This is a genomic window from Methylobacterium sp. CM6244 (assembly GCF_054817885.1).
Genome location: NZ_CM139247.1, coordinates 4,822,671 through 4,843,916 on the forward strand (window position 1 = coordinate 4,822,671; position 21,246 = coordinate 4,843,916).

Below are 21,246 nucleotides of genomic sequence, written 5' to 3' on the forward strand. Positions count from 1 at the left end.
CTATCGACGACAGCACGCTACTCGCACGCCGTCTACGCGATGATAGCGATCCTCGACCCCTATCACGACGGTCAACCATCGTGCTGGCCAAGCTTGTGGGGGGAGCATGTCCGGCAGGGAGTCGATGACGGAGGCGCTCCTCGGCCCGTCGAGGCGGACATGCGAAGTGACGAGATAACCGTCAGTCCGGCAGGGCGAACACGACGAGCGCGTCGCCGGTGCCGAAACCCGAGCCCTTGGTGAACGAGGCTCCGCCGGCCGCCACGGCCACGTATTGCCGGCCGTCCAGCGAATAAGTGATCGGCGGCCCGCCGATCCCGGCACCGCATTGGAACCGCCACAGCACCGTGCCGGTCGCCGCGTCATGGGCGTCGAGATGGCCGTCCTCCTCGCCGGAGAAGACCAGACCGCCGGCGGTGGCGAGCGTGCCGCCCGAAAGGCGGCTTCCCGCCTTTACCGACCATTTGATCGCGCCGCCCTTGGCGAGGTCGACAGCCGTGAGCGTGCTGAAGGAAGGCTCTCCCTTCGCCTCGCTCGTTTCGGTGAAACGGATCTGCGGCCTGCCGGCGGCGGCGGGAACAGTCCTCACCGTGTAGGTCGTCGCGCCGTGACGGACCTGGGCATAGGCCATGCTCGTCGTCGGATCGAAGGCGACCGGATGCCAGGAGATCGCCCCGAGGGGACCGGGGCTGACGACGGTTCCGGTCTCGGTGGGCGGTGCGTAGAGGTTCTTCTGAGTGGTCAGCGGCGCGGACTTGCCGAGGAGCGTGCCGGTCGCCCGGTCGTGGACGTAGAGCCAGCCGGTCTTGCTCGCCTCGGCGACCGCCTTCACCGGACCTTGCGGCGTCGCGTAATCGAGCAGGAAGGGCGGGCTCGCGACGTCGTAGCCCCATTCGTCATGGGGGACCTGCTGGTAATACCAGCGCAGCTTTCCGGTCTTCACTTCCAGGGCGACGAGGCTCATCGTGTAGAGGTTGTCGCCCGGCCGCGAGAGGCCGAAATTCTGCGGCGCGGGGTTGCCGGTGCCGACATAGATCAGGCCGAGATCGGCATCGTAGGCCGGGGTCATCCAGAGCGAGCCGCCGCCGACCTTCCAGGCCTCCCTGTGCCGGGGCGCGGCCGCCTTCTCGGCGGCGATATCGCGATTGAGCGGCACCCCATCGGCGGTCTTCTCCACGAAGCCGCCTTCCCAGCCGTCCTCCTTGGTCACGTACCAGCGCCAGCGCTCCTCGCCGGTGGCCGCATCGTAGGCAGCGAGCCAGCCGCGCCGGCCGTAGCCGCCCTCGATCCCGACCACGGCGCCGCCGTCGAGCCCGCCCTTCTCGTCCTCCACGTGGAGGCCGTAGCCGGCACCGGCCACGCCGACGATGACCAGTCCGTCGGCCACCAGGGGCGGCATCTTGAAACCGAGCCGGCTCGAACCCTGGATCGCGCCCGCGCCGAGCGTTCCCGCCAGATCGGACGCGGTTTCGGACTCGCCCTCCTCAGGGCGGACGGCCTCATGGTCCCACAGGACCTTGCCGGTCTTGACGTCGAGGGCGATGACCCGCCCGTCCATGGTCGCCTCGAAGACCTTGCCGCCCGAGACCGCGACGCCGCGATTCGAGGGCGGTCCGAAGATCTTCTCCGTCCGCGCCTTGTGGGTGTAGGTCCAGATCACCCGGCCGGTCTTCGCCTCCAGGGCGGCCACGTGGTTCTGCGTGGTGGAGACGTACATCACGCCGTCCACCACCACCGGCTCGGCCTGGAAGTAGCCGGTGATCCCGGTCTGGAAGATCCAGGCCGGGCGCAGCTTGGCGACGTTACCCCGGTCTATGACTGTCAGCGGCGAGAAATGCCGGTTGGTATGGTCGCGGCCGAACATCGGCCATTCCTCGGCCCCCGCTCCCGAGGAGATTGTCAGGGCGCCGGCCATCAGCGGAAAGACGGAGCGGCGGACCATCGCCAGCGATTTGATCATCCCGTCACGCCCCATCCATCGATCGGTTGGCTTCAGTCGACGCTCAGTCGGGCGAGCCGGATGGCCGCCTCGAGCTGGAACGGCGTGTCGGCGGCGTTCATGGAACGGGCGAGATCCGCGGCACTCTGCCCGTTGCCGTCGCGCCTGGCCGGGTCCGCACCCCGCGCCAGCAGGAGTTCCACCATCTCGGTGCGGTTGAACATCGCCGCCGTCATCAGCGCGGTGCGCGTGCCGGTTCCGGTGCCGTCGATGGAGGCGCCCTTCTCCAGCAGTAGCTCGACGATGGCCATGTCGCCCTTGAAGGCGGCGCCGGCGAGCGGGGTCTGTCCGCGGTCGTTGGAGAGTTCGGGGTCGCCGCCGTTCTCGAGGATGAGGCGCGTGGTCTCGACCTGCCCGTTATAGGCGGCCAGCATCAGCAGGCTGTCGCCCTTGTCATTGAGGAGGTTCGCCGGGAGTCCCTGAGCGAATAGCTCTTCGAGCTCGTCCACATGCCCTGCCCGCGCATATTGGAAGACCCGGCCCGCGAAGGCCAGGGTCTCCGAGTCGAGTTCGGGAAGCGCAGGGTTGGGCGAAGCCGGCGTTTCGGATTGCATCGTCACTTTCTGTCTCAGTGAATGCTGTGTCAGGGAATGACTTTTTCGGTCCGCAACCGGCCGAACAGGTCGAGGAAACTGTCGTCGCTGGGCTGATAATCGAGGAAGCCGAGCCGGCGGCTGCGCGCCATGTCGGTGACCACCTCGATCGGTCGGCCGAGATCCGCATCGGTGTGCCATGCGGAGGCGAGACGGTCGAGGTCGGACTCGACCAACCCGTGGCGTTGAGCCAGATCCCTCCAGACCGGCCCGTCCTTGGCCATCTGCTCTTCGAGGGGTGTCGCCGCACCCGGATAGGGCGCCGGCTCCAGGCCGAACCATTCCGCGATGCGGCCCCACATCCACGACCAGCGGAAGACGTCGCCGTTGACCACGTTGAACGCGGTGTTCGCCGCGGCGGGATCGGTAGAGGCCCAGGCGAGATGACGGGCCAGCAGCCGCGCATCGGTGACGTCGGTCAACCCGTTCCATTGTTGCGGTGAGCCCGGGAACAGGAACGGGCGTCCGGACTCTCGACAGAGGGAGGCGTAGACGGCCAGCGTCACGCCCATGTTCATGGCGTTGCCGAGGGCATAGCCGACGATGGTGTGCGGACGGTGCACGCTCCAGCCAAAACCCTGGCGTTTGGCGGCAGCGAAGACCTCGTCCTCCTGTACGTAGTAGAAATTCTCCACCGGCAGACGGTCCTGGTCCTCGCGGAACGGCGTCTGCGGCAGCGTGCCTTTCCCATAGGCTTCGAAGGGCCCGAGATAATGCTTGAGGCCGGTCACCAGGGCCACGTGGCGCAACGGAGCCGCTTGCAGCGCGTCGAGGAGGTTGCGCACCATGGCGCCATTGACGCGGCAATTCTCGGCCTCGGTCGCCTTCCGCATCCATGTGGTGATGAAGACATGCGTCGGCGCGAGCTTGGATAAGGCCGCTTGCAGGGAGGCAGGATCGGTCAGGTCCGCCGTCACCGGGGTCACGCCCTCGATATCCACGGGCCGGCGCGCCAGGCCCAATACCTTCCAGCCCTCGGCGACGAGGTGACGGGCGAGGTTGTTGCCGACGATGCCGCTCGCACCGGCGATGAGCGCCGTACCCTTGATCCTGTCCGACATGCTGTCTCCAATAGAGGTGCATTCCTCCTCGGCCTATCCGAAGGAGGGACCGGCCGAGGAGGGAATGTGTCTATCGGAACGCGGGAGGTCGGATGTCGATCCGGCGTGGATCCGCTTCAGGCGATGGGGGTCAACTCGCCGGTCTCGCTGATCTCGTCGGTATGCACGTCGAAGCTGGCGAGCAAGGCCGTGCTGAAGCTCGTGGAGATCGCCACGTCGGTGGCGTCGCGGCCTCGCGCAATGAGAATGCGGCCGATGCGGCGCTTGTTGTTGCGGGCGTCGAAGGTGAACCAGCGCCCGTCGAGATAGACTTCGAGCCAGGCCGAGAAGTCGCCCGGCGGCACCACGGGCACGCCGATATCGCCGAGATAGCCGGTGCAGTAGCGGGCCGGGATGTTCATGCATCGGCAGAAGGCGACGGCGAGATGCGTGAAATCGCGGCAGACGCCGATCTTTTGCGTGTAGGCTTCGAAAGCCGTGCGGGTGGCGTCCGCCTGCTGGTAATCGAACTTGATGTGCCGGTGCACGAAATCGTGGATCGCCTGGACCCGTGCCCAACCCTCGGGTGTGGTGCCGAAAAGACCCCAGGCGATGTTCGAGAGCTTGTCGGTCTCACAATAGCGGCTGCCGAGCAGGAACGGCATGACGTCGTCCGGGAGATCCTGCACCGGATGCTGTTTCGCCTCGGGCACGAGTTCGTCGAGCTCGCCGGAATCCTCGATCGTGAAATCGGCCGACACCGTGATCCGACCACCGGGGGCGAGGATGCGGGTGCAGACGTTGCCGAACGGATCGAGGTAGCTGTGAGCCTCCACCGGCGGCTCGATCGTCATCGTTTCCGGTGTCAGCAGATCACCGGCCCTGGATGGGTGGACGTTGAGCATCAGGGTGATCGGCGTCGGGCCGAACGTGTCGTAGCCGATCGTGTAGCCGGTCCGGATTTTCATGGGGTCGCTCGCATCGGGCAAAGGGGGGCGCGGCTCGTCTCCACCCGCCGCCGCCCTGCGCCCGAGACCGTGGGCCTCGAGCGAGCGGGTGGCGTCGAGGCGGCGACGATCTGGTGCCGCCATGCCCGCCTCGGCCGCTCCCGTTCGAGAGCGGTATCGTCTCGTCACTGGTTAGCACACGGAAAGGTTGCCACCTAACGTTTTGGTGCTCCTCAGGTTTCATCCAGGGCGGCCCGGAGATCGGCGAGGTCGAGGCGGCGGGTGAACATGGTGAGGCCACCCTCGGCATCGCGCGGCCATTCCGCTTCCGGCCTGTCCCTGTAGAGTTCGACCCCGTTCATGTCCGGGTCGCGCAGGTACAGTGCCTCGCTCACACCGTGGTCGCTGGCCCCGTCGAGGGCGATGCCGGCCGCGTCGAGACGCTGCACGGCATCGGCGAGGGAGGCGCGGGTCGGATAGAGGATTGCGAGGTGGAACAGGCCGGTCGTACCGGGCGGCGGCGGGCTGCCGCCTTCGCTCTCCCAAGTGTTGAGCCCGATATGGTGGTGGTAATCCCCCGCCGCGATGAAGGCGGCCTGGGTGCCGTAACGAGCCTTCAGGGAGAAGCCGAGCACGCCGCAATAGAAGGCCAGGGCCCGGTCGAGATCGGCGACCTTGAGATGGACATGGCCGATCCGCGCCTGCGGATGGATCGGGTTCGACGTCGTCGTCATGATGGGTCTCGCTCCTGATTAGCGCGAAGCGATGGGCCGCCCTTTCCCCTTTCGTTCCGCGGGGCCATATTCCACCCATGCCTCCTGCGAACAAACCCCGCGTCTCCTCGGCGAAGGCTTCGAAGCCCGAGCTGAAACCGCTCGACGAGCACCTGGCCGCCCTGCTGAGCCCGGCGCTCAACCGTAACCGGCTGCCCGCGGTCGAGAATCCTGCGCCGCCGGCTCCGCCGAAGAAGCCCGGCAGGCCCAAGAAAGCCGCATCGCCGCCCGGCGGTTTCGGTGAAGCGCCGCAGGCCGGGTTCACCCTCGGCGACGCGGCCGAGGTCGACCCACGCCTCGCCCAAGCGCTGGGGATCACGCCGCCGGAAGACGGCCCGGCACCCGAGGCGTTGGCGAACGAGGATGAAGGTTCGCTGGCCACCGACGGCGTATCCGCCACGGTGGACGCGCTGTCGCGCCTCCTCACCGAGGGCAACCCGCTGTTCCGGGATGGCAAGACCTGGGCGCCGCATCGCCCGGAGCGTCCGAAGAAATCCGAAGGCGGCCTCGCCTTCACGTTGAAATCCGAGTTCGAGCCGGCGGGCGACCAGCCGCGCGCCATCGCCGAACTGGTGGAGGGGGTGAACAAGAACGAGCGCGATCAGGTGCTGCTCGGCGTCACCGGCTCCGGCAAGACCTTCACCATGGCCAAGATCATCGAGGCGACTCAGCGCCCCGCCCTGATCCTGGCGCCGAACAAGACCCTGGCGGCGCAGCTCTACGGCGAGTTCAAGAGCTTCTTTCCCGATAACGCGGTGGAGTATTTCGTTTCCTACTACGATTACTACCAGCCCGAGGCCTACGTGCCGCGCTCCGACACGTTCATCGAGAAGGAATCCTCGATCAACGAGCAGATCGACCGGATGCGCCACTCGGCCACCCGCGCTCTGCTCGAGCGCGACGACGTCATCATCGTCGCCTCGGTCTCGTGCATCTACGGTATCGGCTCGGTGGAGACCTACACCGCCATGTCGTTCACGGTGTCGCTGAACGAGCGGATCGAGCAGCGCCAACTGGTCGCCGACCTCGTGGCGCTCCAATACAAGCGCATCCAGTCTGACTTCGCCCGCGGCACCTTCCGGGTGCGCGGCGACGTGATCGAACTCTGGCCCGCCCACTTGGAGGATCGCGGCTGGCGCATCGGCCTGTTCGGCGACGAAATCGAGTCGATCACCGAATTCGATCCGCTTACCGGGAAGAAGATCAATGACCTCAAATTCGTGAAGGTCTACGCCAACTCGCATTACGTCACGCCGCGCCCGACGCTCCAGCAGGCGATCAAGGGCATCAAGACCGAGCTGAAGCTGCGTGTCGACGAGCTGACCAAGATGGGCCGGCTGATCGAGGCGCAGCGGATCGAGCAGCGCTGCACCTTCGATATCGAGATGATCGAGGCGACGGGCGCCTGCAACGGTATCGAGAACTATTCGCGCTACCTCACCGGCCGCAAGCCCGGCGAGCCGCCGCCGACGCTGTTCGAATACCTGCCCGACAATGCCATCGTCTTCACCGACGAGAGCCACGTCACGGTTCCGCAGATCGGCGGCATGTACAAGGGCGACTTTCGCCGCAAGGCGACGCTGGCCGAATACGGTTTCCGCCTGCCCTCCTGCCTCGACAACCGCCCGCTCCGGTTCGAGGAATGGGACGCCATGCGGCCGCAATCGGTCCACGTCTCGGCGACCCCGGCGAAATGGGAGATGGAGCAGACCGGCGGCGTCTTCGCCGAGCAGGTCATCCGCCCCACCGGCCTCGTCGATCCGGTGATCGAGATCCGCCCTGCCCGCTCTCAGGTGGACGATCTGTTGGGCGAAGTGCGCGAGGTCGCGCAGGCAGGCTACCGCACCCTGGTGACGACGCTCACCAAGCGCATGGCCGAGGACTTGACCGAGTATTTGCATGAGAACAGCGTCCGCGTGCGCTACATGCACTCGGATATCGACACGCTGGAACGGATCGAGATCATCCGCGACCTGCGGCTCGGCGCGTTCGACGTGCTCATCGGCATCAACCTGCTGCGCGAGGGCCTCGACATCCCCGAATGCGCCCTCGTGGCGATCCTCGACGCCGACAAGGAAGGCTTCCTGCGTTCCGAGACCTCGCTGATCCAGACCATCGGCCGCGCCGCGCGTAATGCCGACGCGCGCTGCATTCTCTACGCGGACAACATCACCGGCTCGATGGAACGGGCCATGGCGGAGACCGAGCGCCGCCGCCAGAAGCAACTCGCCTATAACGAGGAGCACGGCATCACGCCGCAGAGCGTGAAGCGCGGAATCTCCGACATTCTCAGCAGCGTGTTCGAGGGCGACCACGTCCAGGTCGATACGGGTCTGGCCAAGAACGCGGCCACGATCGGCCACAACTTCAAGGCCGTCATGGCCGATCTCGAGAAGCGCATGCGCACGGCCGCGGCCGATCTCGATTTCGAGGAAGCGGCGCGCCTGCGCGACGAGCTGAAGCGCCTCCAGGCGACGGAACTCCTGCTCTCGGACGATCCGATGGCGCGCCAGGGTGACGTGGAGCGAGATGCCGGAAAGTACGGCGCGAAGCGGAGTCGTATTTCGAAGCCGAGCCTCGACAATATGGGCCCGGGCACAGACCGCGAATTACCCGTGGGGGGCGAAGCGCCGCTCTGGGCCGAGCGCCCGAAGGCACGCTCGACCCAGGGGCTCGGCGGCCAGAAGCCGAAATACAAGGGCGGCGGCGGGCGCAAGCGCGACTGAAACCCGCACCGGCGTCGGAACCCCCGGCCTAGGCTCGGGCTTGGAGAAGCATGTGACGGCGCCCGAACCCGGGCGCCCCGGTGCCTCGAACCGACGGAGCAATCCCATGCGCAAGGAACCTCTCATCCGGGCGAGCCTGCTCCTCGCAGCCGGCATCTTCCTGGTGCAGACCGCGCCTGCCCAGGCAATCTCCGATCGCCGCGACCAACCGACGGCCGCCGACGTGCCGTCGGAAACCCGATCCGGCGAGACATCCGGTTCGAAGCCCATCGGCGACGTGAAGCCGCCGAGCGCCATCCGCCCCACGACGGCTGTGACCGAGGATGACGGCAAGTCGTCTCGGACCAACCCGCTCGATCATCTGCCCGCGCGCGACCGCGCCGGGACCGGGGGACGCCGGGAATAGGATTCGCCGTCAAGGCTCGCTGCTCAGGAGGAACGACCATGGGATTACTCGATCAGGTCATCGGCGGTGTGCTCGGCAACGTCCTCGGCGGTGGCCGGGGCAGCGATCACCAGCAAGGCGGCGGTTCCGGTGGCGGCGCGCTCGGTGGCTCCCTGTCGCCCATCGTGCAGGCTTTGCTGATGCTGCTCCTGCAGAAGGGCGGCGGCGGGTTGAGCGACATCCTCGGCGGCAGTCGGGGAGGCCAGCCGGAAATGGAGCAGGGACGGCGCGGGCCGCCTGAGCACTATGACGACGGCGACCAGGGCGGCTTCAACCAGGACTCGTACAACGAGGGCCGAGACCGTGGCGGCTATGGCGGCGGATCACGCGGATCGTCGCCGGAAGGCGATTTCAGCGACCTGTCGGGGATGCTCGACGGACCCGGCGGCGGCCAGGGCTACCAGGGCTCTCGCGATCAGGGTCATTCCTCCGGCGCGGGGCCTTACAGCCGCCTCGACCAGGAGCAGGGCGACGATCTCGGTGGGTTCGACGGGTTGATCGACCGGCTCCAGCGGGGCGGTCTCGGCGACGCCATCGGTTCCTGGATTGGGCATGGACAGAACCAGCCCGTCGAGCCGAACCGGCTCGCGGACGCCCTCGGTTCGGACACGGTGAACACGCTGCAGAGCCGCACCGGCCTCTCCCGCGACGATCTGCTGTCACAGCTTGCCCAGGCGCTACCGGGCGTCATCGACGGACTGACCCCGCAAGGACGGAAGCCGGATCCCGAGGAGCGTCGCGGCTGGTAATACCGAGTCAGGCCCGGCGAACAGCAGGTTTGCCGGGCTTCGCAGGCTGGCAGGTCGCACAATAGAACGTCGAGCGTCCCGATTGCACGATCCGCGCTATGGTGCCGCCGCAGCCTTTCGCCGTGCAGGGTTCGCCGGTGCGGTCGTAGACCCGGAACGCATGCTGGAACGAGCCCGACCCGCCATCGGTATGGGCGTAGTCGCGCAAGGTGGACCCGCCGGCGGCGACGGCCTCGGTGAGCACGTCGCGGATCATCCGTGCGAGCAATCGTGCTTTCGTCGTCGGCCGCCCGTCGTCTTTCGCCAGGTATCCCGCCGGCAATTCGGGATGCAGCCCGGCGCGGTGAAGCGCTTCGCAGACATAGATGTTGCCGAGACCGGCAATCAGCCGCTGATCGAGGAGGGCCGCCTTCAGCGGCGTGATCTTGTTGCGGAAGAGGAGCGCCAGGCTCTCCGGGCTCATGGCCTCGCTCAGCGGCTCGATCCCCATCGCGGCGAAATGCTTACAGCTGGCGAGGCCCAGGGTCGGCACGAGATCCATGAAGCCGAAACGTCGCGCGTCGTTATAGGTGACGGTGGCGCCGTTCGACATCGCCATCACCACATGGTCGTGCTTGGCATTGCCGAGCGCCCCTTCGAGATAGAAATCTCCCGGCGAGACGTTACGACCGTCCGGCAAGGCCACGTCGAAGCGCCCGCTCATGCCGAGATGCAGGATCAGCGTTTCCCCGGTATCGAGACCGGCGGTAAGGTATTTCGCCCGTCGCGCCAGATCGGTCACCGTGGCGCCCTCGAGCCGCTGGGCGAAGCGCTCGGGGAAGGGAAACCGCAGGTTCGGCCGGCGCAGGGTCACGCGGGAGAAGCGTGCACCCACCATGGCGGGGGAAAGCCCGCGACGGACGGTTTCGACTTCGGGCAGTTCTGGCATGGAGGGGGGCGAGGCTCTGGATCGGGGGACGGCGCCGACATGACGAGGGCCGGCATTTGCCACCGATCGTCATGCACCTGTCTAACCCGGCACATGGCGATCCTTGCCGGCTTTCGCTATGACGCTCGCGCAAGAGGATGGTGACATGAGTTCGGCCGAGCGTTCGAAGGACGAGACCAGCACGCATTTCGGGTTCGAGCAGGTTGCGCTCGACGAGAAGCAGGGGCGTGTCGACGACGTGTTCCGCTCCGTGGCGAAACGCTACGACCTGATGAACGACTTGATGTCGGGCGGGCTCCACCGCGCCTGGAAGTCGCATCTCATCTCGATGCTGCGGCCACCACGCAACCGGCCTTTCCACCATCTCGATGTGGCCGGCGGCACCGCCGACATCGCTTTCCGCTGCCTGGAGGCGGGGGGCCCCGAGACCCATGTCACAGTGCTCGACATCAACGAATCGATGCTGCGGGTCGGCGCCGAGCGGGCCGGCCACCGCTATGACGGGCGGATCGATTTCGTCACCGCGAATGCCGAGTCGCTTCCCCTGCCGAACGAGGCGTTCGACGCCTACACCATCGCGTTCGGCATTCGGAACGTGCCCCGGATCGACCTTGCCCTGGCCGAGGCGCGCCGCGTCCTGAAGCCCGGCGGGCGCTTCTTGTGCCTCGAATTCTCCAAGGTCGACCTGCCGGTCCTCGACCGCATCTACGACGCCTATTCGTTCCACGTGATTCCTCGCTTGGGCGCCAGCGTGGCCGGCGACGCGGATTCCTACCGGTATCTCGTGGAATCCATCCGCAAATTCCCGACCCCTGGTCGATTTGCCGGCATGATCGAGGAAGCCGGGTTCAAGCACGTCACCCACCGGCCCCTGTCCGGCGGGATCGTGGCGATCCATTCCGGCTGGAAGATCTCGTGACGTCGGAGCGATTGTCTCAGATCGGCGCAACCTCGATACACCACCTCATCCTGAGGTGCCGACGCGTAGCGGCGGCCTCGAAGGAGGCTTCCAGATCACGCCGCGGCTTCTGGAGGCCTCCTTCGAGGCCGCTATCGCGGCACCTCAGGATGAGGGTCATGGGTGGGATGAAGCGCCGTTCCGAGCTGACCATCCGCCCTGAAAGCATCCCATGCTAGGCGCCATCGTCTATCTCATCCGTGGTGCCGGGGTCGGCTTTGTGCTGGCGCGCGAAGGCGGGCTGTCGTTCATCGACCCCACCGAGTTGCCGCCGCATCTGCGCCTCGCCCTGAAGCTCGGGCGGATGCTGGAGCGGCCGGGCCTCGGCGCAGGGGCGGGGCCGCTGCAGCGCGCTCTGACACGGCTCGGACCCTCCTACGTCAAGTTCGGCCAGTTCCTGGCGACGCGGCCCGACATCGTCGGCATGAATGCAGCCCTCGATCTCGAGAAGCTGCAGGACCGGGTACCGCCCTTCCCGCAGGAGCAGGCGATCCGCGTGGTCGAAGCCGCGTTCGGCAAGCCGGTCCGCGAACTGTTCCTGTCCTTCAGCGAGCCCGTGGCCGCCGCGTCCATCGCCCAGGTCCACAAGGCCCACATTCTCGACGCGAACGGCGTCGAGCGGGTGCTGGCGGTGAAGATCATGCGGCCGGGCGTGCGGGAGCGGTTCCAGCGCGATCTTCAGGTGATGCGGTTCATGGCCCGCGTGGTCCATGCCCTGTCGCCGAAGGCCGAGCGCCTGCGTCCGCGCGATGTGGTCGAGATCCTGGCCCGCTCCGTGATGATGGAGATGGATTTCCGGCTCGAAGCCGCGGCCATGTCCGAGCTGGCGCAGAACACCAAGGACGATGCCGATTTCCGCGTGCCGAAGCCCGAATGGGAGCTGACCGCGCGGGACGTGCTGTCGAGCGAGTGGATCGAGGGCATCCGGCTCAATGATCGCGCCGCCATCGTCGCCGCCGGCCACGACCCCAAGGCGCTCGGCCTCGCGGTCATCCAGTCCTTTCTACGGCAGGCGATTCGCGACGGCTTCTTCCACGCCGACATGCATCCCGGAAACCTGTTCGTGGATGCGAGCGGCACGCTGGTGGCGGTCGATTTCGGCATCATGGGCCGGCTCGGGATCATGGAGCGGCGCTTCCTCGCGGAGATCCTGCTCGGCTTCATCCTGCGCGACTACAAGCGCGTGGCGCAGGTGCATTTCGAGGCAGGCTACGTGCCGGCCCACCATTCGGTGGAGGATTTCGCCCAGGCCATCCGCGCCATCGGCGAGCCGATCCACCAGCGACGGGCCGACGAAATCTCGATGGCCAAGGTTCTGACCCTGCTCTTCGACATCACCGCCCTGTTCGACATGAGCACGCGCACCGAACTGGTGATGCTGCAGAAGACCATGGTGGTGGTGGAGGGCGTCGCCCGCTCCCTGGACCCGCAGCTCGACATGTGGACCGGGGCGGAGCCGGTGGTCCGCTCTTGGATCGCCCGTAATCTCGGACCTCTCGGGCGAATCGAGGGTGCGGGACGTGCGGCCCTGACATTGTCCGACGTCGTCACCGACCTGCCCGATCTCGCCCAGCGCCTGCGCCGGATTCTCGTGCGTCTCGACGAGAGCGGAACCGGTGACCGCAAGGCGCTGGAGAGCATCGCCCGCAAGGAGCGTCGACGGGCGCTCTGGTCCACGGCGGCGCTCTGGGCCATCGCGGTAGGCGCGCTGGTGATGGCATTCCGGTAAGGGCCGGGTGAACGGGATGGCGCGGACACCGCTGTTCGTGGCCGCCATGCCAAATCCGTTCGCTGTGGACGATCACGAAGCGCGGGAGTAGCCCTCCATCATGACCCTCCCCCTCCAGAACCGACGCATCCTGCTCGTCATCGGTGGCGGTATCGCCGCCTACAAGTCGCTGGACCTGATCCGCCGCCTCCGCGAGCGCGGGGCGCGGGTGCGTCCGCTGCTCACGTCGGGGGCACAGGAATTCGTGACCCCCCTCGCCGCTGCCGCCCTGGCCGGAGAGCGCGCCCATACCGACCTGTTCGACCGGACGGAGGAGGCCGATATCGGCCATATCAAGCTGGCACGCGATGCGGATGCCATTGTGGTCGCGCCCGCCACCGCCAACCTGATGGCACGGATGGCGAGCGGCGACGCCTCGGATCTCGCCTCCACGGTTCTCCTGGCGACGACCCTCCCGATCCTGATCGCTCCGGCGATGAATGTCCGCATGTGGCAGCATCCGGCGACGCGTCGGAATCTCGCGACCCTGAAGGGCGACGGTGTCCGGGTGGTCGGACCCAATGACGGCGCCATGGCGGAAGCTGAGTTCGGTCCGGGCCGCCTCGCGGAGCCCTTGGAGATCGCCGATGCGGTCGAGGCCATGCTCGGTGAAATCTCGAAGGCATCCTCGGCGGCGACCGGGGGATTTGGATTTCTGGCCGGTCGTTCGCCGCAGAAGCCTCTCGCGGGCCGGCGCGTGCTCGTGACGTCCGGCCCGACGCATGAACCGATCGACCCCGTGCGCTACCTCGCCAACCGCTCGTCGGGGCGACAGGGCCACGCCATCGCCGCCGCTGCCGCAGAAGCGGGCGCGGAGGTCACGCTCATCTCCGGTCCCGTTTCCATCGCCGATCCGAAGGGCGTCACGATGGTGCTTGTGGAGACCGCGCGGGAGATGCTGGCGGCGGTGGAGGCCGCCCTCCCCGCCGACCTCGCCATCTTCGCCGCGGCAGTGGGGGATTGGCGCCCGGCGCAGGATCAAGCATCCAAGATCAAGAAGGACGGGGCGGCCGTACCGCCCCTCTCGCTTGTGGAGAATCCGGACATTCTCGCCACCATCGCCCAGCGCAGTGAAGGACGCCCGAGGCTGGTGGTCGGCTTTGCCGCCGAAACCGATTCGGTGATCGCCCATGCCCGGGCGAAGATCGCCCGCAAGGGCTGCGATCTGCTCGTCGCCAACGATGTCTCCGCCGAGGGCGGTGTCATGGGCGGCACCGCCAACACCATCCATCTGCTCGACCGGGATGGTGGTCTGGAGACATGGCCGACCCTCGACAAGGACGAGGTCGGGCGACGGCTGGTGGAGCGCTTCGCCGCGCGGCTCGCATCGTGATGCGGATCAATCCCGCGGATGCCACGTTAAGGCTTGACGAACCCTTCGCACCGCATCATGTGGGCGCAACCGCCGTTGCCCGGCATATGCTCGGCTCGGTGGATCACAGGAACTTTCGAACCCAATGCCCAGCGACAGTAGTCGATGGACCGCGCCGACTTCGGCCGACAGCGTGTTGAGCGCCTGATCGCTTGATCGGGTTCACCCGCGATCGGCCCTGACGGCCGGTCGAACGAGGTGAGCCCATGACCTTCCAGACCCTTGCTTTCCGCCGTGCCCGCTCGCGCGCCGCTTCGCCCTCCCGCGACAACAGCGTGGCGTTGATCCTTCTCGTGATGATGACGCTGGTCTTCGCGCCCGTCATCGGCATGCATCTCGTGGCGGCCTTCGCCCCCTCCTCGCTTCCTTCGACGCTGATGACGCGCTCGACCGGCACGGCGATACCGCCGGGCTGAGCCCGGCGGCCGGATGCACGTCTCAGGATTGCGGCGGAATGGCTGCCGGATCCATATGCATCAGCTCCCAGACGTGGCCATCCGGATCTTGGAACGAGCAGCCATACATGAAGCCGTAATCCATGTTCGGCTTCCAAGGCTTGGCCCCGGCCGCCAGCGCCTTGGCCAGGGTATCGTCGACCTCCTGGCGTGATTCGCAGGAGAGGCAGGTCAGCACTTCGGTGGCCTTCGATGCATCGCAGATGTCGCCGGTGATGAAGTCACGGAAGCGCGCTTCCGTCAGCAGCATCACGAAAATGCTGTCCGACACCACCATGCAGGCCGCATTCTCATCGGTGAACGCCGGATTGAACGTGAAGCCCAGGGCGTCGAAGAAGGTCTTCGAGGCTTCGAGATCCTTCACCGGCAGATTGACGAAGATCATCCGCATGTCTGTGGCTCCTTCTCATGAATCCGATGTGCATGGTGGGTCGCGAACAGTGATCAGTCCGCTTCCTGCTGCTTGGCCGCGAGGGCGGATTCGTCGGCCGTGATCTTGCGGAAGGAGGGGCGATCCTTGATCCGGGCCACGTAGGCGACGATCACGGGTTCTTCCGGGACGAGTTTGAACGCAGTCATCCAGCCGAGTGCGGCACCCCAAAGGATGTCGGCGGCGCTGAATCGCTCGCCCAGAAGATACGGCCCCTTCGACAGGCCCGCGACGATGCTGTCGAGAACCGCGTCGAAGCTGCCATAGGGCGACATCGCCATCGGGCCCGGTTCTCTTTCGAGCGCGCGGTCGATCACCGCCGGCTCGAAGCACGACCCGTAGAGGACCATCCAGCGAAGATAGGGACCGCGCAGCGGGTCCCCGACCGGCGGCGCGAGGCCTTTCTCGGCGAACTCGTCGGCGAGATAGAGATAGATCGCGGCCTGCTCGGTGATGACCGCATCCCCGTGCCGGATGGCGGGGACCTTGCCCAGGGGATTGATCGCCAGATAGGCGGCCTGGCGATGCTCCCCCGCCCGCATATTGAGGACGTGCAGGCGATAGGTCACCTCGAGCTCGTCCAGCAGGATTCGGACGCCAGACGAGCGCGTGTTGGGTGAATGATAGAGCGTGATGTCAGAGGTCATCTATTCCGTTTCGCGTGCGAATCGTGGAAGGCCACTTTCTCCGAAGCCCGGTCCCGGTCAAACGTCGTCTCATCGTCGAGCGAAAAAAGACGATCGCCCGATGATCGTGTCGTGAACGAGAGGGCTGTGTCGGGGCGCCCCGTTCAACTGTCGAGGCTGCGGATAACCTGTTCGTAGTCCGATACAATACTTGCTGTCAGCCGATTTGTTTGTTCGGCCGGCGTCATTCAGTGCGGAATGTCGATGGCGCGAGCGAGGGTTCGGTAGCATCGGCGGTACGGACATTCGCGCCTGTCGCGTTGACGGAATGCCGGGGCGTGTCTATAGAGCGCGCTTCGCCGACAGGCCGCACTCACGCAGCCCGTCGGCTTCGCCATTGCCCGAACAACCTTCGCGCGTAGACCGACACACCAAGCCCGCGGGCTCGTCGGCATCGCCCTACATGAACGAGGATGCCCCATGGCCAACACCGTGTCGGCCAAGAAAATGACCCGCAAGATCGCGAAGCGGACCGCTGTGAACCGCTCGCGCCGCAGCCGTATGCGTACCTTCCTCCGCAAGGTCGAAGAGGCGATTTCCGGCGGCGACCAGTCCGTTGCGCTGACCGCCCTGCGGGCAGCCGAGCCCGAGATCATGCGGGCCGCACAGCACGGCATCGTTCATAAGAACAACGCCTCCCGGAAGGTTTCGCGCCTCGCGGCGCGGGTCAAGGCTCTCGCAGCCTGATCCCTTCCTTCCTTGGATGACGCGAAAGAAGCCCGGCCTCAGTGCCGGGCTTCTTTCGTTTCAGGCCGTGTTTTCCCGCCTCTGTCCCAATGCATCCGCCGTGCGAACCCGCCGGATGTTTCGTCGCGGGTCATTGCCATCCCGGACTGTCCGGTGGGCTGTTGGTCGCTCCAATCCGAGTCGAACCGTTAACCCTACTTGCGAATCTGCCGTGTTGCGGAGTCTAGGAGGGCTGTGTAGATTAATGATGTCTCGCCAAAAGCGGGAAAATTCACACTTAATTCAAACCTATCCGAATCGTCCGCAAGGTTTCGGGCGGCTCAGGACTCGGTGCGGATCAGCGAGACTCTCAGGGCACCTCACACTGCTTTCCCCGCAACCCCCGTTGTTAGGAGAACCGTAGCTTATTGTTGATAGGGTCTTCTCATCGGCAAAAGCCTGCGGTGGAGGTGTTGACTCCGCCGGATCTCTATGGGTTCCGCGAATTCCTTGCGGGGCGTGAAGTCAGTCCAGTGTGCGTACGTTCCGGGCGGCGGCTTCCGCCCTCGGCGCGAGGAGAGCGATGATGCATGTCGACGGTAGCGTGGCGGGTAACGCCGAGACCGGCATGAGTGGCGCAGGGGGATCGGACACGGTTGCTGCCTGGGCGCGCGTGAAGCGGCGCCTGCGGGCGGAACTGGGCGAAGACGTCTTCGCCAGCTGGTTCGCGCGTCTCGAATTGGTGGAGGTGGTCTCCGGGACCGCCCGCCTCAGCGTGCCGACCCGGTTCCTCAAGAGCTGGATCGAATCCCATTATCTCGACCGTGTCCTGGCCACGTTCCGCAGCGAAGTGGAGAGCGTCTCGCTCATCGAGGTGGGCGTGCGCGGTGCCGGTGCTCCCCCACGCGTCGTTTCGGGTGCGGTCAAGTCCTCGGCTCCCGCGAGTCCCCTCGCCCGTCTCCAGGCCGCCAGCAGCGCGCAGCCCTCATCCGGCGAGATGAGCTTCCCGGCCGAGGCGGAATCCTCCTCTCAGGCGCGCGGCGAAGCCTCCGGCGACCTCAACGGCGCGCCCCTCGACAATCGCCTCACCTTCGCGAGCTTCGTCGTCGGGCGATCCAATGCCCTGGCACACGCCGCAGCCGAGCGCGTGGCCCGTCATGACGGCCAGGGTGCCCTCTACAATCCGCTCTATTTCCATGCCGGCGTCGGCCTGGGTAAGACCCACCTTCTCCACGGAATCGGCCACGCCGCGCGCGAATCCGGCCGCCGGGTGATCTACCTCACCGCCGACCGCTTCATGTACGGCTTCGTCAACGCGCTGAAGACCCAGAGTGCGCTCGCCTTTAAGGAGAAACTGCGCGCCATCGATCTGCTGATCCTCGATGACGTCCAGTTCATTCAGGGCAAGTCGATTCAGGCTGAGTTCGGGCACACGATCAACTCGCTCATCGATGCGGGCCGTCAGGTCGTCGTTGCCTCGGATCGTCCGCCCACCGAACTCGAAGCCCTGGAAGAGCGTGTGCGGTCGCGCCTGGCCGGCGGCCTCGTGGTCGAAATCGGCACGCTGGACGAGCAGCTGCGCATGTCGATCCTGTCCGCACGGCTGGCCGCTGTGCGGGTGGCGCATCCGAATTTCGAGGTGTCGCCCACCGTCGCCACCTATGTCGCCCGTGCGATCACCGCCAATGGCCGCGATCTCGAAGGCGCCGTGAACCGGCTTCTCGCCCATGCCACGCTCACCGGCACCGCCGTGACAATGGAGACGGCCGAGACCGCGATCCGCGACCTCGTGAAGAACCGCGAGCCGAAGCGCATCAAGATCGAGGACATCCAGAAACTGGTCGCCTCGCGCTACAATGTCTCGCGTTCGGACATCCTGTCGGAGCGGCGGACCGCCGCCGTGGTCAAGCCGCGCCAGATCGCGATGTACCTCTCCAAGGTGCTGACCCTGCGGTCGCTGCCCGAGATCGGCCGCCGCTTTGGAGGGCGCGACCACACCACCGTGCTCCACGCGGTCCGCAAGATCGATAAGCTGATCGGCGAGGACAATGTGCTGAACGACGAGGTCGAGCTCCTCAAGCGGATGTTGCAGGACTGACAGCTTGGACGAGGCGAAGCCGCATGAGAAGCTTCGCCTCGCGCTGGAGGGAAAGCTCCGGTTCTCGGAGGCTGGCGTCGGAGACCGAGGGCGTCGAAGAAAGCCGGGGCAAGCGCTCGGAGCGGTTGCTCTGGAGGACGTCTCTTCCGCATTGCCCTGGATAGAGCGTTTCGCGCTCTTGCGTTCGGACAGGGCCTTCGCCAAGTTCACCGGCCAAGCCGCCGGCTCCATCCGTCATCGTTTTCGGGGTCGGCGACGTTTTTCCGACTGACCACGAGTTGTTGCGATGAAAGTCACTGTCGAGCGCGCGGCCCTCCTTCGATCGCTCGGCCACGTGCATCGTGTGGTTGAGCGGCGCAATACGATTCCGATCCTCTCCAACGTGCTCCTGCGCAGCGGAACCGACGGATTGGAGTTGAAGGCGACCGATCTCGACATCGAGGTGACGGAATCCGTTCCGGCCGACATCGTCGATCCTGGCGCCACCACGGTGCCCGCCCATGTGATCTACGACATCGTACGCAAGCTCCCCGACGGGGCGCAGGTCTCGCTGGAGACCAGCGGCGAGACCGGGCAGATGACGATCCGCTCCGGCCGCTCGCGCTTCTCCCTCGGTGCCCTGCCCGAGGGTGACTTCCCCGATCTCGCCGCCGGCGAACTCGGCACCAGCTTCTCCATCGGCGCGAGCGACCTCAAGCGTCTGATCGAGAAGACCCAGTTCGCCATCTCCACGGAAGAGACGCGGTACTACCTCAACGGGATCTACCTCCACACGATCGATGTCGATGGCGCCCTCAAGATGCGTGCGGTCGCCACCGACGGCCATCGCCTCGCCCGCGTCGAGATCGACGCCCCCGAGGGCAGCCGTGGCATGCCGGGCATCATCGTGCCGCGTAAGGCCGTGGCGGAGATTCAGAAGCTGGTGGAGGATGGCGGCGAGACCGTCGCGATCGACCTGTCACCGGCCAAGATCCGCTTCCGTTTCGCCAGCGGCGTAACGCTGATCTCCAAGCTCATCGACGGTACCTTTCCCGACTACCAGCGGGTGATCCCGTCGGGGAACGACAAGTTTCTCACGGTGCAGCGCGACGAGTTCGCCCGTGCGGTCGACCGGGTCTCGACGATCTCGTCCGAGCGCGGGCGCGCGGTGAAGCTCGCCGTGCAGGAGGGCCGCCTCGCCCTCTCCGTCAACAACCCGGATTCCGGCAGCGCCACGGAAGAGCTCGACGTCGATTACGAGGCCTCCGCCCTCGATATCGGTTTCAACGCTCGCTACCTCCTCGACATCACGAGCCAGCTCGAGGGCGACACGGCTCTGTTCAAGCTCGCCGATCCCGGCTCGCCGACCCTGATCCAGGACCGCGAGGGCGCCTCGGCGCTGTATGTGCTGATGCCGATGCGGGTGTGATCGAGGTCGTTTCGCCGATTACCCCAGAAAGTTCAGGCATCGTGGATCCATCCACCGACGAACCGTCCGTCGTCGGTCTGCGCCTCACCCGTGTCATCTGCCGCGACTTCCGCAACCATGCCGATCTCGACCTCGCCGTCGGGAGCCGCTTCGTCGCGCTCGTCGGAGAGAACGGGGCGGGGAAGACCAACCTCCTCGAATCGATTTCGCTCTTCTCCCCCGGCCGTGGCCTGCGGCGCGCGGACCTATCGAGCATGGCGCGCAATGCCGGCTCCGGCGGGTTCGCGGTTTCCCTCGCGCTCAAACAGGGTGAGGAGGAACATCGCATCGGCACGGGCTTCGAGCCCGCCGTGGGTGACGGCCGGGCCACGCGTCTCTGCCGGATCGACGGCGAGACGGTAGGCTCCCCCGTAGCTTTCTCCGAGTTCCTGAGGGTGGTCTGGCTGACGCCGGATCTCGACGGGTTGTTTCGCGGCCCCGCCGGCGACCGCCGCCGCTTCCTCGACCGCCTGGTCCTTGCCGTCGACGCGATGCACGGCGCCAGGGTGAACGCGCTGGAGCGGGCACTTCGATCCCGCAACCGCCTGCTCGAAGAACGGCCCAGCGACGGGCAATGGCTCGATGCGATCGAGCGCGAAGTCGCCGAACTCGGCGTCGCTGTGGCGTTGGCGCGGCGCGAGACCGCCGAGCGGCTGGATCGTCTCATCGCCGAGACCCGCGACGACGCGCAGCCCTTTCCATGGGCCGGGCTGAGGCTGGAAGGCGACCTCGACGATCTCGTGGCCGTCTGGCCGGCCCTGGAGGCGGAGGACCGGTTCCGCGCTGCCCTGCGCCAGGGCCGCCACCGCGACCGTGCCGCCGGGCGCACCCTCGTCGGCCCGCAGGCCACCGATCTCGTGGTCCGCCACGGACCGAAGGACGTAGCGGCCGCGACCGCTTCGACAGGTGAGCAGAAGGCGCTGCTCATCGGCCTCGTCCTGGCCCATGCGCGCCTGGTTCAGGCCATGTGCGGCATCGCTCCCGTCATCCTGCTCGATGAGGTCGCGGCGCATCTCGATCCGCGGCGGCGGGCGGGCCTGTTCGATGCCTTGGCCGCCCTGCAGGGGCAGGTCTGGATGACCGGCGCCGATCCGGCGCTGTTCGCCGAGCTGGATGGCCGCGCCGACATGGTTTCGGTGTCCGACGGGCGTATCGTGCCCGTCTGA

19 protein-coding genes are annotated in these 21,246 nt (G+C 66.5%); 11 read left to right on the plus strand and 8 right to left on the minus strand.

The genetic code is table 11. The features are described 5' to 3' along the window. Positions 1-181 precede the first annotated feature (181 nt). From ACYQML_RS22695 to ACYQML_RS22715, 5 genes are all read right to left on the minus strand, one after another. A complete protein-coding gene (locus ACYQML_RS22695) occupies positions 182-1,915 on the minus strand; it encodes an outer membrane protein assembly factor BamB family protein (protein ID WP_461235767.1) in 1,734 nt (577 codons plus the stop codon). Between the two features lie 77 nt (positions 1,916-1,992). Then, positions 1,993-2,553 carry an ankyrin repeat domain-containing protein gene (locus tag ACYQML_RS22700; protein WP_461229875.1) on the minus strand — a complete coding sequence of 187 codons (561 nt, stop codon included), beginning with the start codon at positions 2,551-2,553 and terminating at the stop codon, positions 1,993-1,995. 29 nt (positions 2,554-2,582) lie between these two features. Further along, complete coding sequence (locus ACYQML_RS22705) at positions 2,583-3,641, minus strand: SDR family oxidoreductase (protein WP_461235768.1); 1,059 nt, start codon at positions 3,639-3,641, stop codon at positions 2,583-2,585. A gap of 128 nt (positions 3,642-3,769) precedes the next feature. After that, positions 3,770-4,600 carry a transglutaminase domain-containing protein gene (locus tag ACYQML_RS22710; protein ID WP_056424993.1) on the minus strand — a complete coding sequence of 277 codons (831 nt, stop codon included), beginning with the start codon at positions 4,598-4,600 and terminating at the stop codon, positions 3,770-3,772. A 212-nt stretch (positions 4,601-4,812) separates the two neighbouring features. Next, the gene (locus ACYQML_RS22715) at positions 4,813-5,313 is read right to left on the minus strand and encodes a VOC family protein (RefSeq protein WP_461234102.1); all 501 of its coding nucleotides are present in this window, start codon (positions 5,311-5,313) and stop codon (positions 4,813-4,815) included. Between the two features lie 77 nt (positions 5,314-5,390). Between ACYQML_RS22715 and uvrB the strand changes: the two genes are divergently transcribed. From uvrB to ACYQML_RS22730, 3 genes are all read left to right on the plus strand, one after another. Beyond that, positions 5,391-8,078 carry an excinuclease ABC subunit UvrB gene (uvrB, locus tag ACYQML_RS22720; RefSeq protein ID WP_461234103.1) on the plus strand — a complete coding sequence of 896 codons (2,688 nt, stop codon included), beginning with the start codon at positions 5,391-5,393 and terminating at the stop codon, positions 8,076-8,078. Positions 8,079-8,184: 106 nt separating this feature from the next. Continuing rightward, positions 8,185-8,484, plus strand: coding sequence for a hypothetical protein (locus ACYQML_RS22725; RefSeq protein WP_056424796.1), 300 nt, complete (start codon positions 8,185-8,187; stop codon positions 8,482-8,484). A gap of 38 nt (positions 8,485-8,522) precedes the next feature. After that, complete coding sequence (locus ACYQML_RS22730) at positions 8,523-9,272, plus strand: YidB family protein (RefSeq protein WP_461234104.1); 750 nt, start codon at positions 8,523-8,525, stop codon at positions 9,270-9,272. 7 nt (positions 9,273-9,279) lie between these two features. On the opposite strand, the gene mutM is transcribed toward ACYQML_RS22730, so the two are convergent. Next, entirely contained in the window at positions 9,280-10,200 is a 921-nt protein-coding gene (mutM, locus tag ACYQML_RS22735; RefSeq protein ID WP_461234105.1) for a bifunctional DNA-formamidopyrimidine glycosylase/DNA-(apurinic or apyrimidinic site) lyase, read from the minus strand. 145 nt (positions 10,201-10,345) lie between these two features. Here mutM and ubiE point away from each other — a divergent pair, with 145 nt between their 5' ends. The 4 genes from ubiE (at position 10,346) to ACYQML_RS22755 (ending at position 14,714) form a co-directional block, all read left to right on the plus strand. Continuing rightward, positions 10,346-11,119, plus strand: coding sequence for a bifunctional demethylmenaquinone methyltransferase/2-methoxy-6-polyprenyl-1,4-benzoquinol methylase UbiE (gene ubiE / locus ACYQML_RS22740; protein ID WP_056258230.1), 774 nt, complete (start codon positions 10,346-10,348; stop codon positions 11,117-11,119). A gap of 211 nt (positions 11,120-11,330) precedes the next feature. Then, positions 11,331-12,887 (plus strand): 2-polyprenylphenol 6-hydroxylase, encoded by a 1,557-nt coding sequence (gene ubiB / locus ACYQML_RS22745; RefSeq protein WP_056424785.1) that lies wholly within the window; start codon positions 11,331-11,333, stop codon positions 12,885-12,887. A gap of 100 nt (positions 12,888-12,987) precedes the next feature. Then, positions 12,988-14,259 carry a phosphopantothenoylcysteine decarboxylase domain-containing protein gene (locus ACYQML_RS22750; protein ID WP_461234106.1) on the plus strand — a complete coding sequence of 424 codons (1,272 nt, stop codon included), beginning with the start codon at positions 12,988-12,990 and terminating at the stop codon, positions 14,257-14,259. 245 nt (positions 14,260-14,504) lie between these two features. Beyond that, the gene (locus ACYQML_RS22755; RefSeq protein WP_461234107.1) at positions 14,505-14,714 is read left to right on the plus strand and encodes a hypothetical protein; all 210 of its coding nucleotides are present in this window, start codon (positions 14,505-14,507) and stop codon (positions 14,712-14,714) included. Between the two features lie 22 nt (positions 14,715-14,736). On the opposite strand, the gene ACYQML_RS22760 is transcribed toward ACYQML_RS22755, so the two are convergent. Both ACYQML_RS22760 and ACYQML_RS22765 read right to left on the minus strand, forming a co-directional pair. Further along, positions 14,737-15,144 (minus strand): VOC family protein, encoded by a 408-nt coding sequence (locus ACYQML_RS22760; RefSeq protein WP_461234108.1) that lies wholly within the window; start codon positions 15,142-15,144, stop codon positions 14,737-14,739. 53 nt (positions 15,145-15,197) lie between these two features. Next, entirely contained in the window at positions 15,198-15,830 is a 633-nt protein-coding gene (locus ACYQML_RS22765) for a glutathione S-transferase family protein (RefSeq protein ID WP_461234109.1), read from the minus strand. 459 nt (positions 15,831-16,289) lie between these two features. Between ACYQML_RS22765 and rpsT the strand changes: the two genes are divergently transcribed. The 4 genes from rpsT (at position 16,290) to recF (ending at position 21,246) form a co-directional block, all read left to right on the plus strand. Further along, the gene (gene rpsT, locus ACYQML_RS22770) at positions 16,290-16,556 is read left to right on the plus strand and encodes a 30S ribosomal protein S20 (protein ID WP_018042629.1); all 267 of its coding nucleotides are present in this window, start codon (positions 16,290-16,292) and stop codon (positions 16,554-16,556) included. Between the two features lie 565 nt (positions 16,557-17,121). Then, the gene (gene dnaA, locus ACYQML_RS22775; protein ID WP_207412677.1) at positions 17,122-18,633 is read left to right on the plus strand and encodes a chromosomal replication initiator protein DnaA; all 1,512 of its coding nucleotides are present in this window, start codon (positions 17,122-17,124) and stop codon (positions 18,631-18,633) included. A gap of 286 nt (positions 18,634-18,919) precedes the next feature. Continuing rightward, positions 18,920-20,041, plus strand: a complete 1,122-nt coding sequence (dnaN, locus tag ACYQML_RS22780; RefSeq protein ID WP_461234110.1) for a DNA polymerase III subunit beta — start codon at positions 18,920-18,922, stop codon at positions 20,039-20,041. A 41-nt stretch (positions 20,042-20,082) separates the two neighbouring features. Beyond that, positions 20,083-21,246, plus strand: coding sequence for a DNA replication/repair protein RecF (gene recF / locus ACYQML_RS22785; protein ID WP_461234111.1), 1,164 nt, complete (start codon positions 20,083-20,085; stop codon positions 21,244-21,246).

Bases quoted from the DNA above. Each gene is read 5' to 3' on its own strand.
- ACYQML_RS22730 (WP_461234104.1), top strand. From the start codon at position 8,523: ATGGGATTACTCGATCAGGTCATCGGCGGTGTGCTCGGCAACGTCCTC.
- ACYQML_RS22760 (WP_461234108.1), bottom strand. From the start codon at position 15,144: ATGCGGATGATCTTCGTCAATCTGCCGGTGAAGGATCTCGAAGCCTCG.
- rpsT (WP_018042629.1), top strand. From the start codon at position 16,290: ATGGCCAACACCGTGTCGGCCAAGAAAATGACCCGCAAGATCGCGAAG.
- mutM (WP_461234105.1), bottom strand. From the start codon at position 10,200: ATGCCAGAACTGCCCGAAGTCGAAACCGTCCGTCGCGGGCTTTCCCCC.
- ACYQML_RS22700 (WP_461229875.1), bottom strand. From the start codon at position 2,553: ATGCAATCCGAAACGCCGGCTTCGCCCAACCCTGCGCTTCCCGAACTC.
- ACYQML_RS22715 (WP_461234102.1), bottom strand. From the start codon at position 5,313: ATGACGACGACGTCGAACCCGATCCATCCGCAGGCGCGGATCGGCCAT.
- uvrB (WP_461234103.1), top strand. From the start codon at position 5,391: ATGCCTCCTGCGAACAAACCCCGCGTCTCCTCGGCGAAGGCTTCGAAG.
- dnaN (WP_461234110.1), top strand. From the start codon at position 18,920: ATGAAAGTCACTGTCGAGCGCGCGGCCCTCCTTCGATCGCTCGGCCAC.
- ubiE (WP_056258230.1), top strand. From the start codon at position 10,346: ATGAGTTCGGCCGAGCGTTCGAAGGACGAGACCAGCACGCATTTCGGG.
- ACYQML_RS22750 (WP_461234106.1), top strand. From the start codon at position 12,988: ATGACCCTCCCCCTCCAGAACCGACGCATCCTGCTCGTCATCGGTGGC.
- dnaA (WP_207412677.1), top strand. From the start codon at position 17,122: ATGCATGTCGACGGTAGCGTGGCGGGTAACGCCGAGACCGGCATGAGT.
- ACYQML_RS22765 (WP_461234109.1), bottom strand. From the start codon at position 15,830: ATGACCTCTGACATCACGCTCTATCATTCACCCAACACGCGCTCGTCT.
- ACYQML_RS22695 (WP_461235767.1), bottom strand. From the start codon at position 1,915: ATGGCCGGCGCCCTGACAATCTCCTCGGGAGCGGGGGCCGAGGAATGG.
- ubiB (WP_056424785.1), top strand. From the start codon at position 11,331: ATGCTAGGCGCCATCGTCTATCTCATCCGTGGTGCCGGGGTCGGCTTT.
- ACYQML_RS22755 (WP_461234107.1), top strand. From the start codon at position 14,505: ATGACCTTCCAGACCCTTGCTTTCCGCCGTGCCCGCTCGCGCGCCGCT.
- ACYQML_RS22725 (WP_056424796.1), top strand. From the start codon at position 8,185: ATGCGCAAGGAACCTCTCATCCGGGCGAGCCTGCTCCTCGCAGCCGGC.
- ACYQML_RS22710 (WP_056424993.1), bottom strand. From the start codon at position 4,600: ATGAAAATCCGGACCGGCTACACGATCGGCTACGACACGTTCGGCCCG.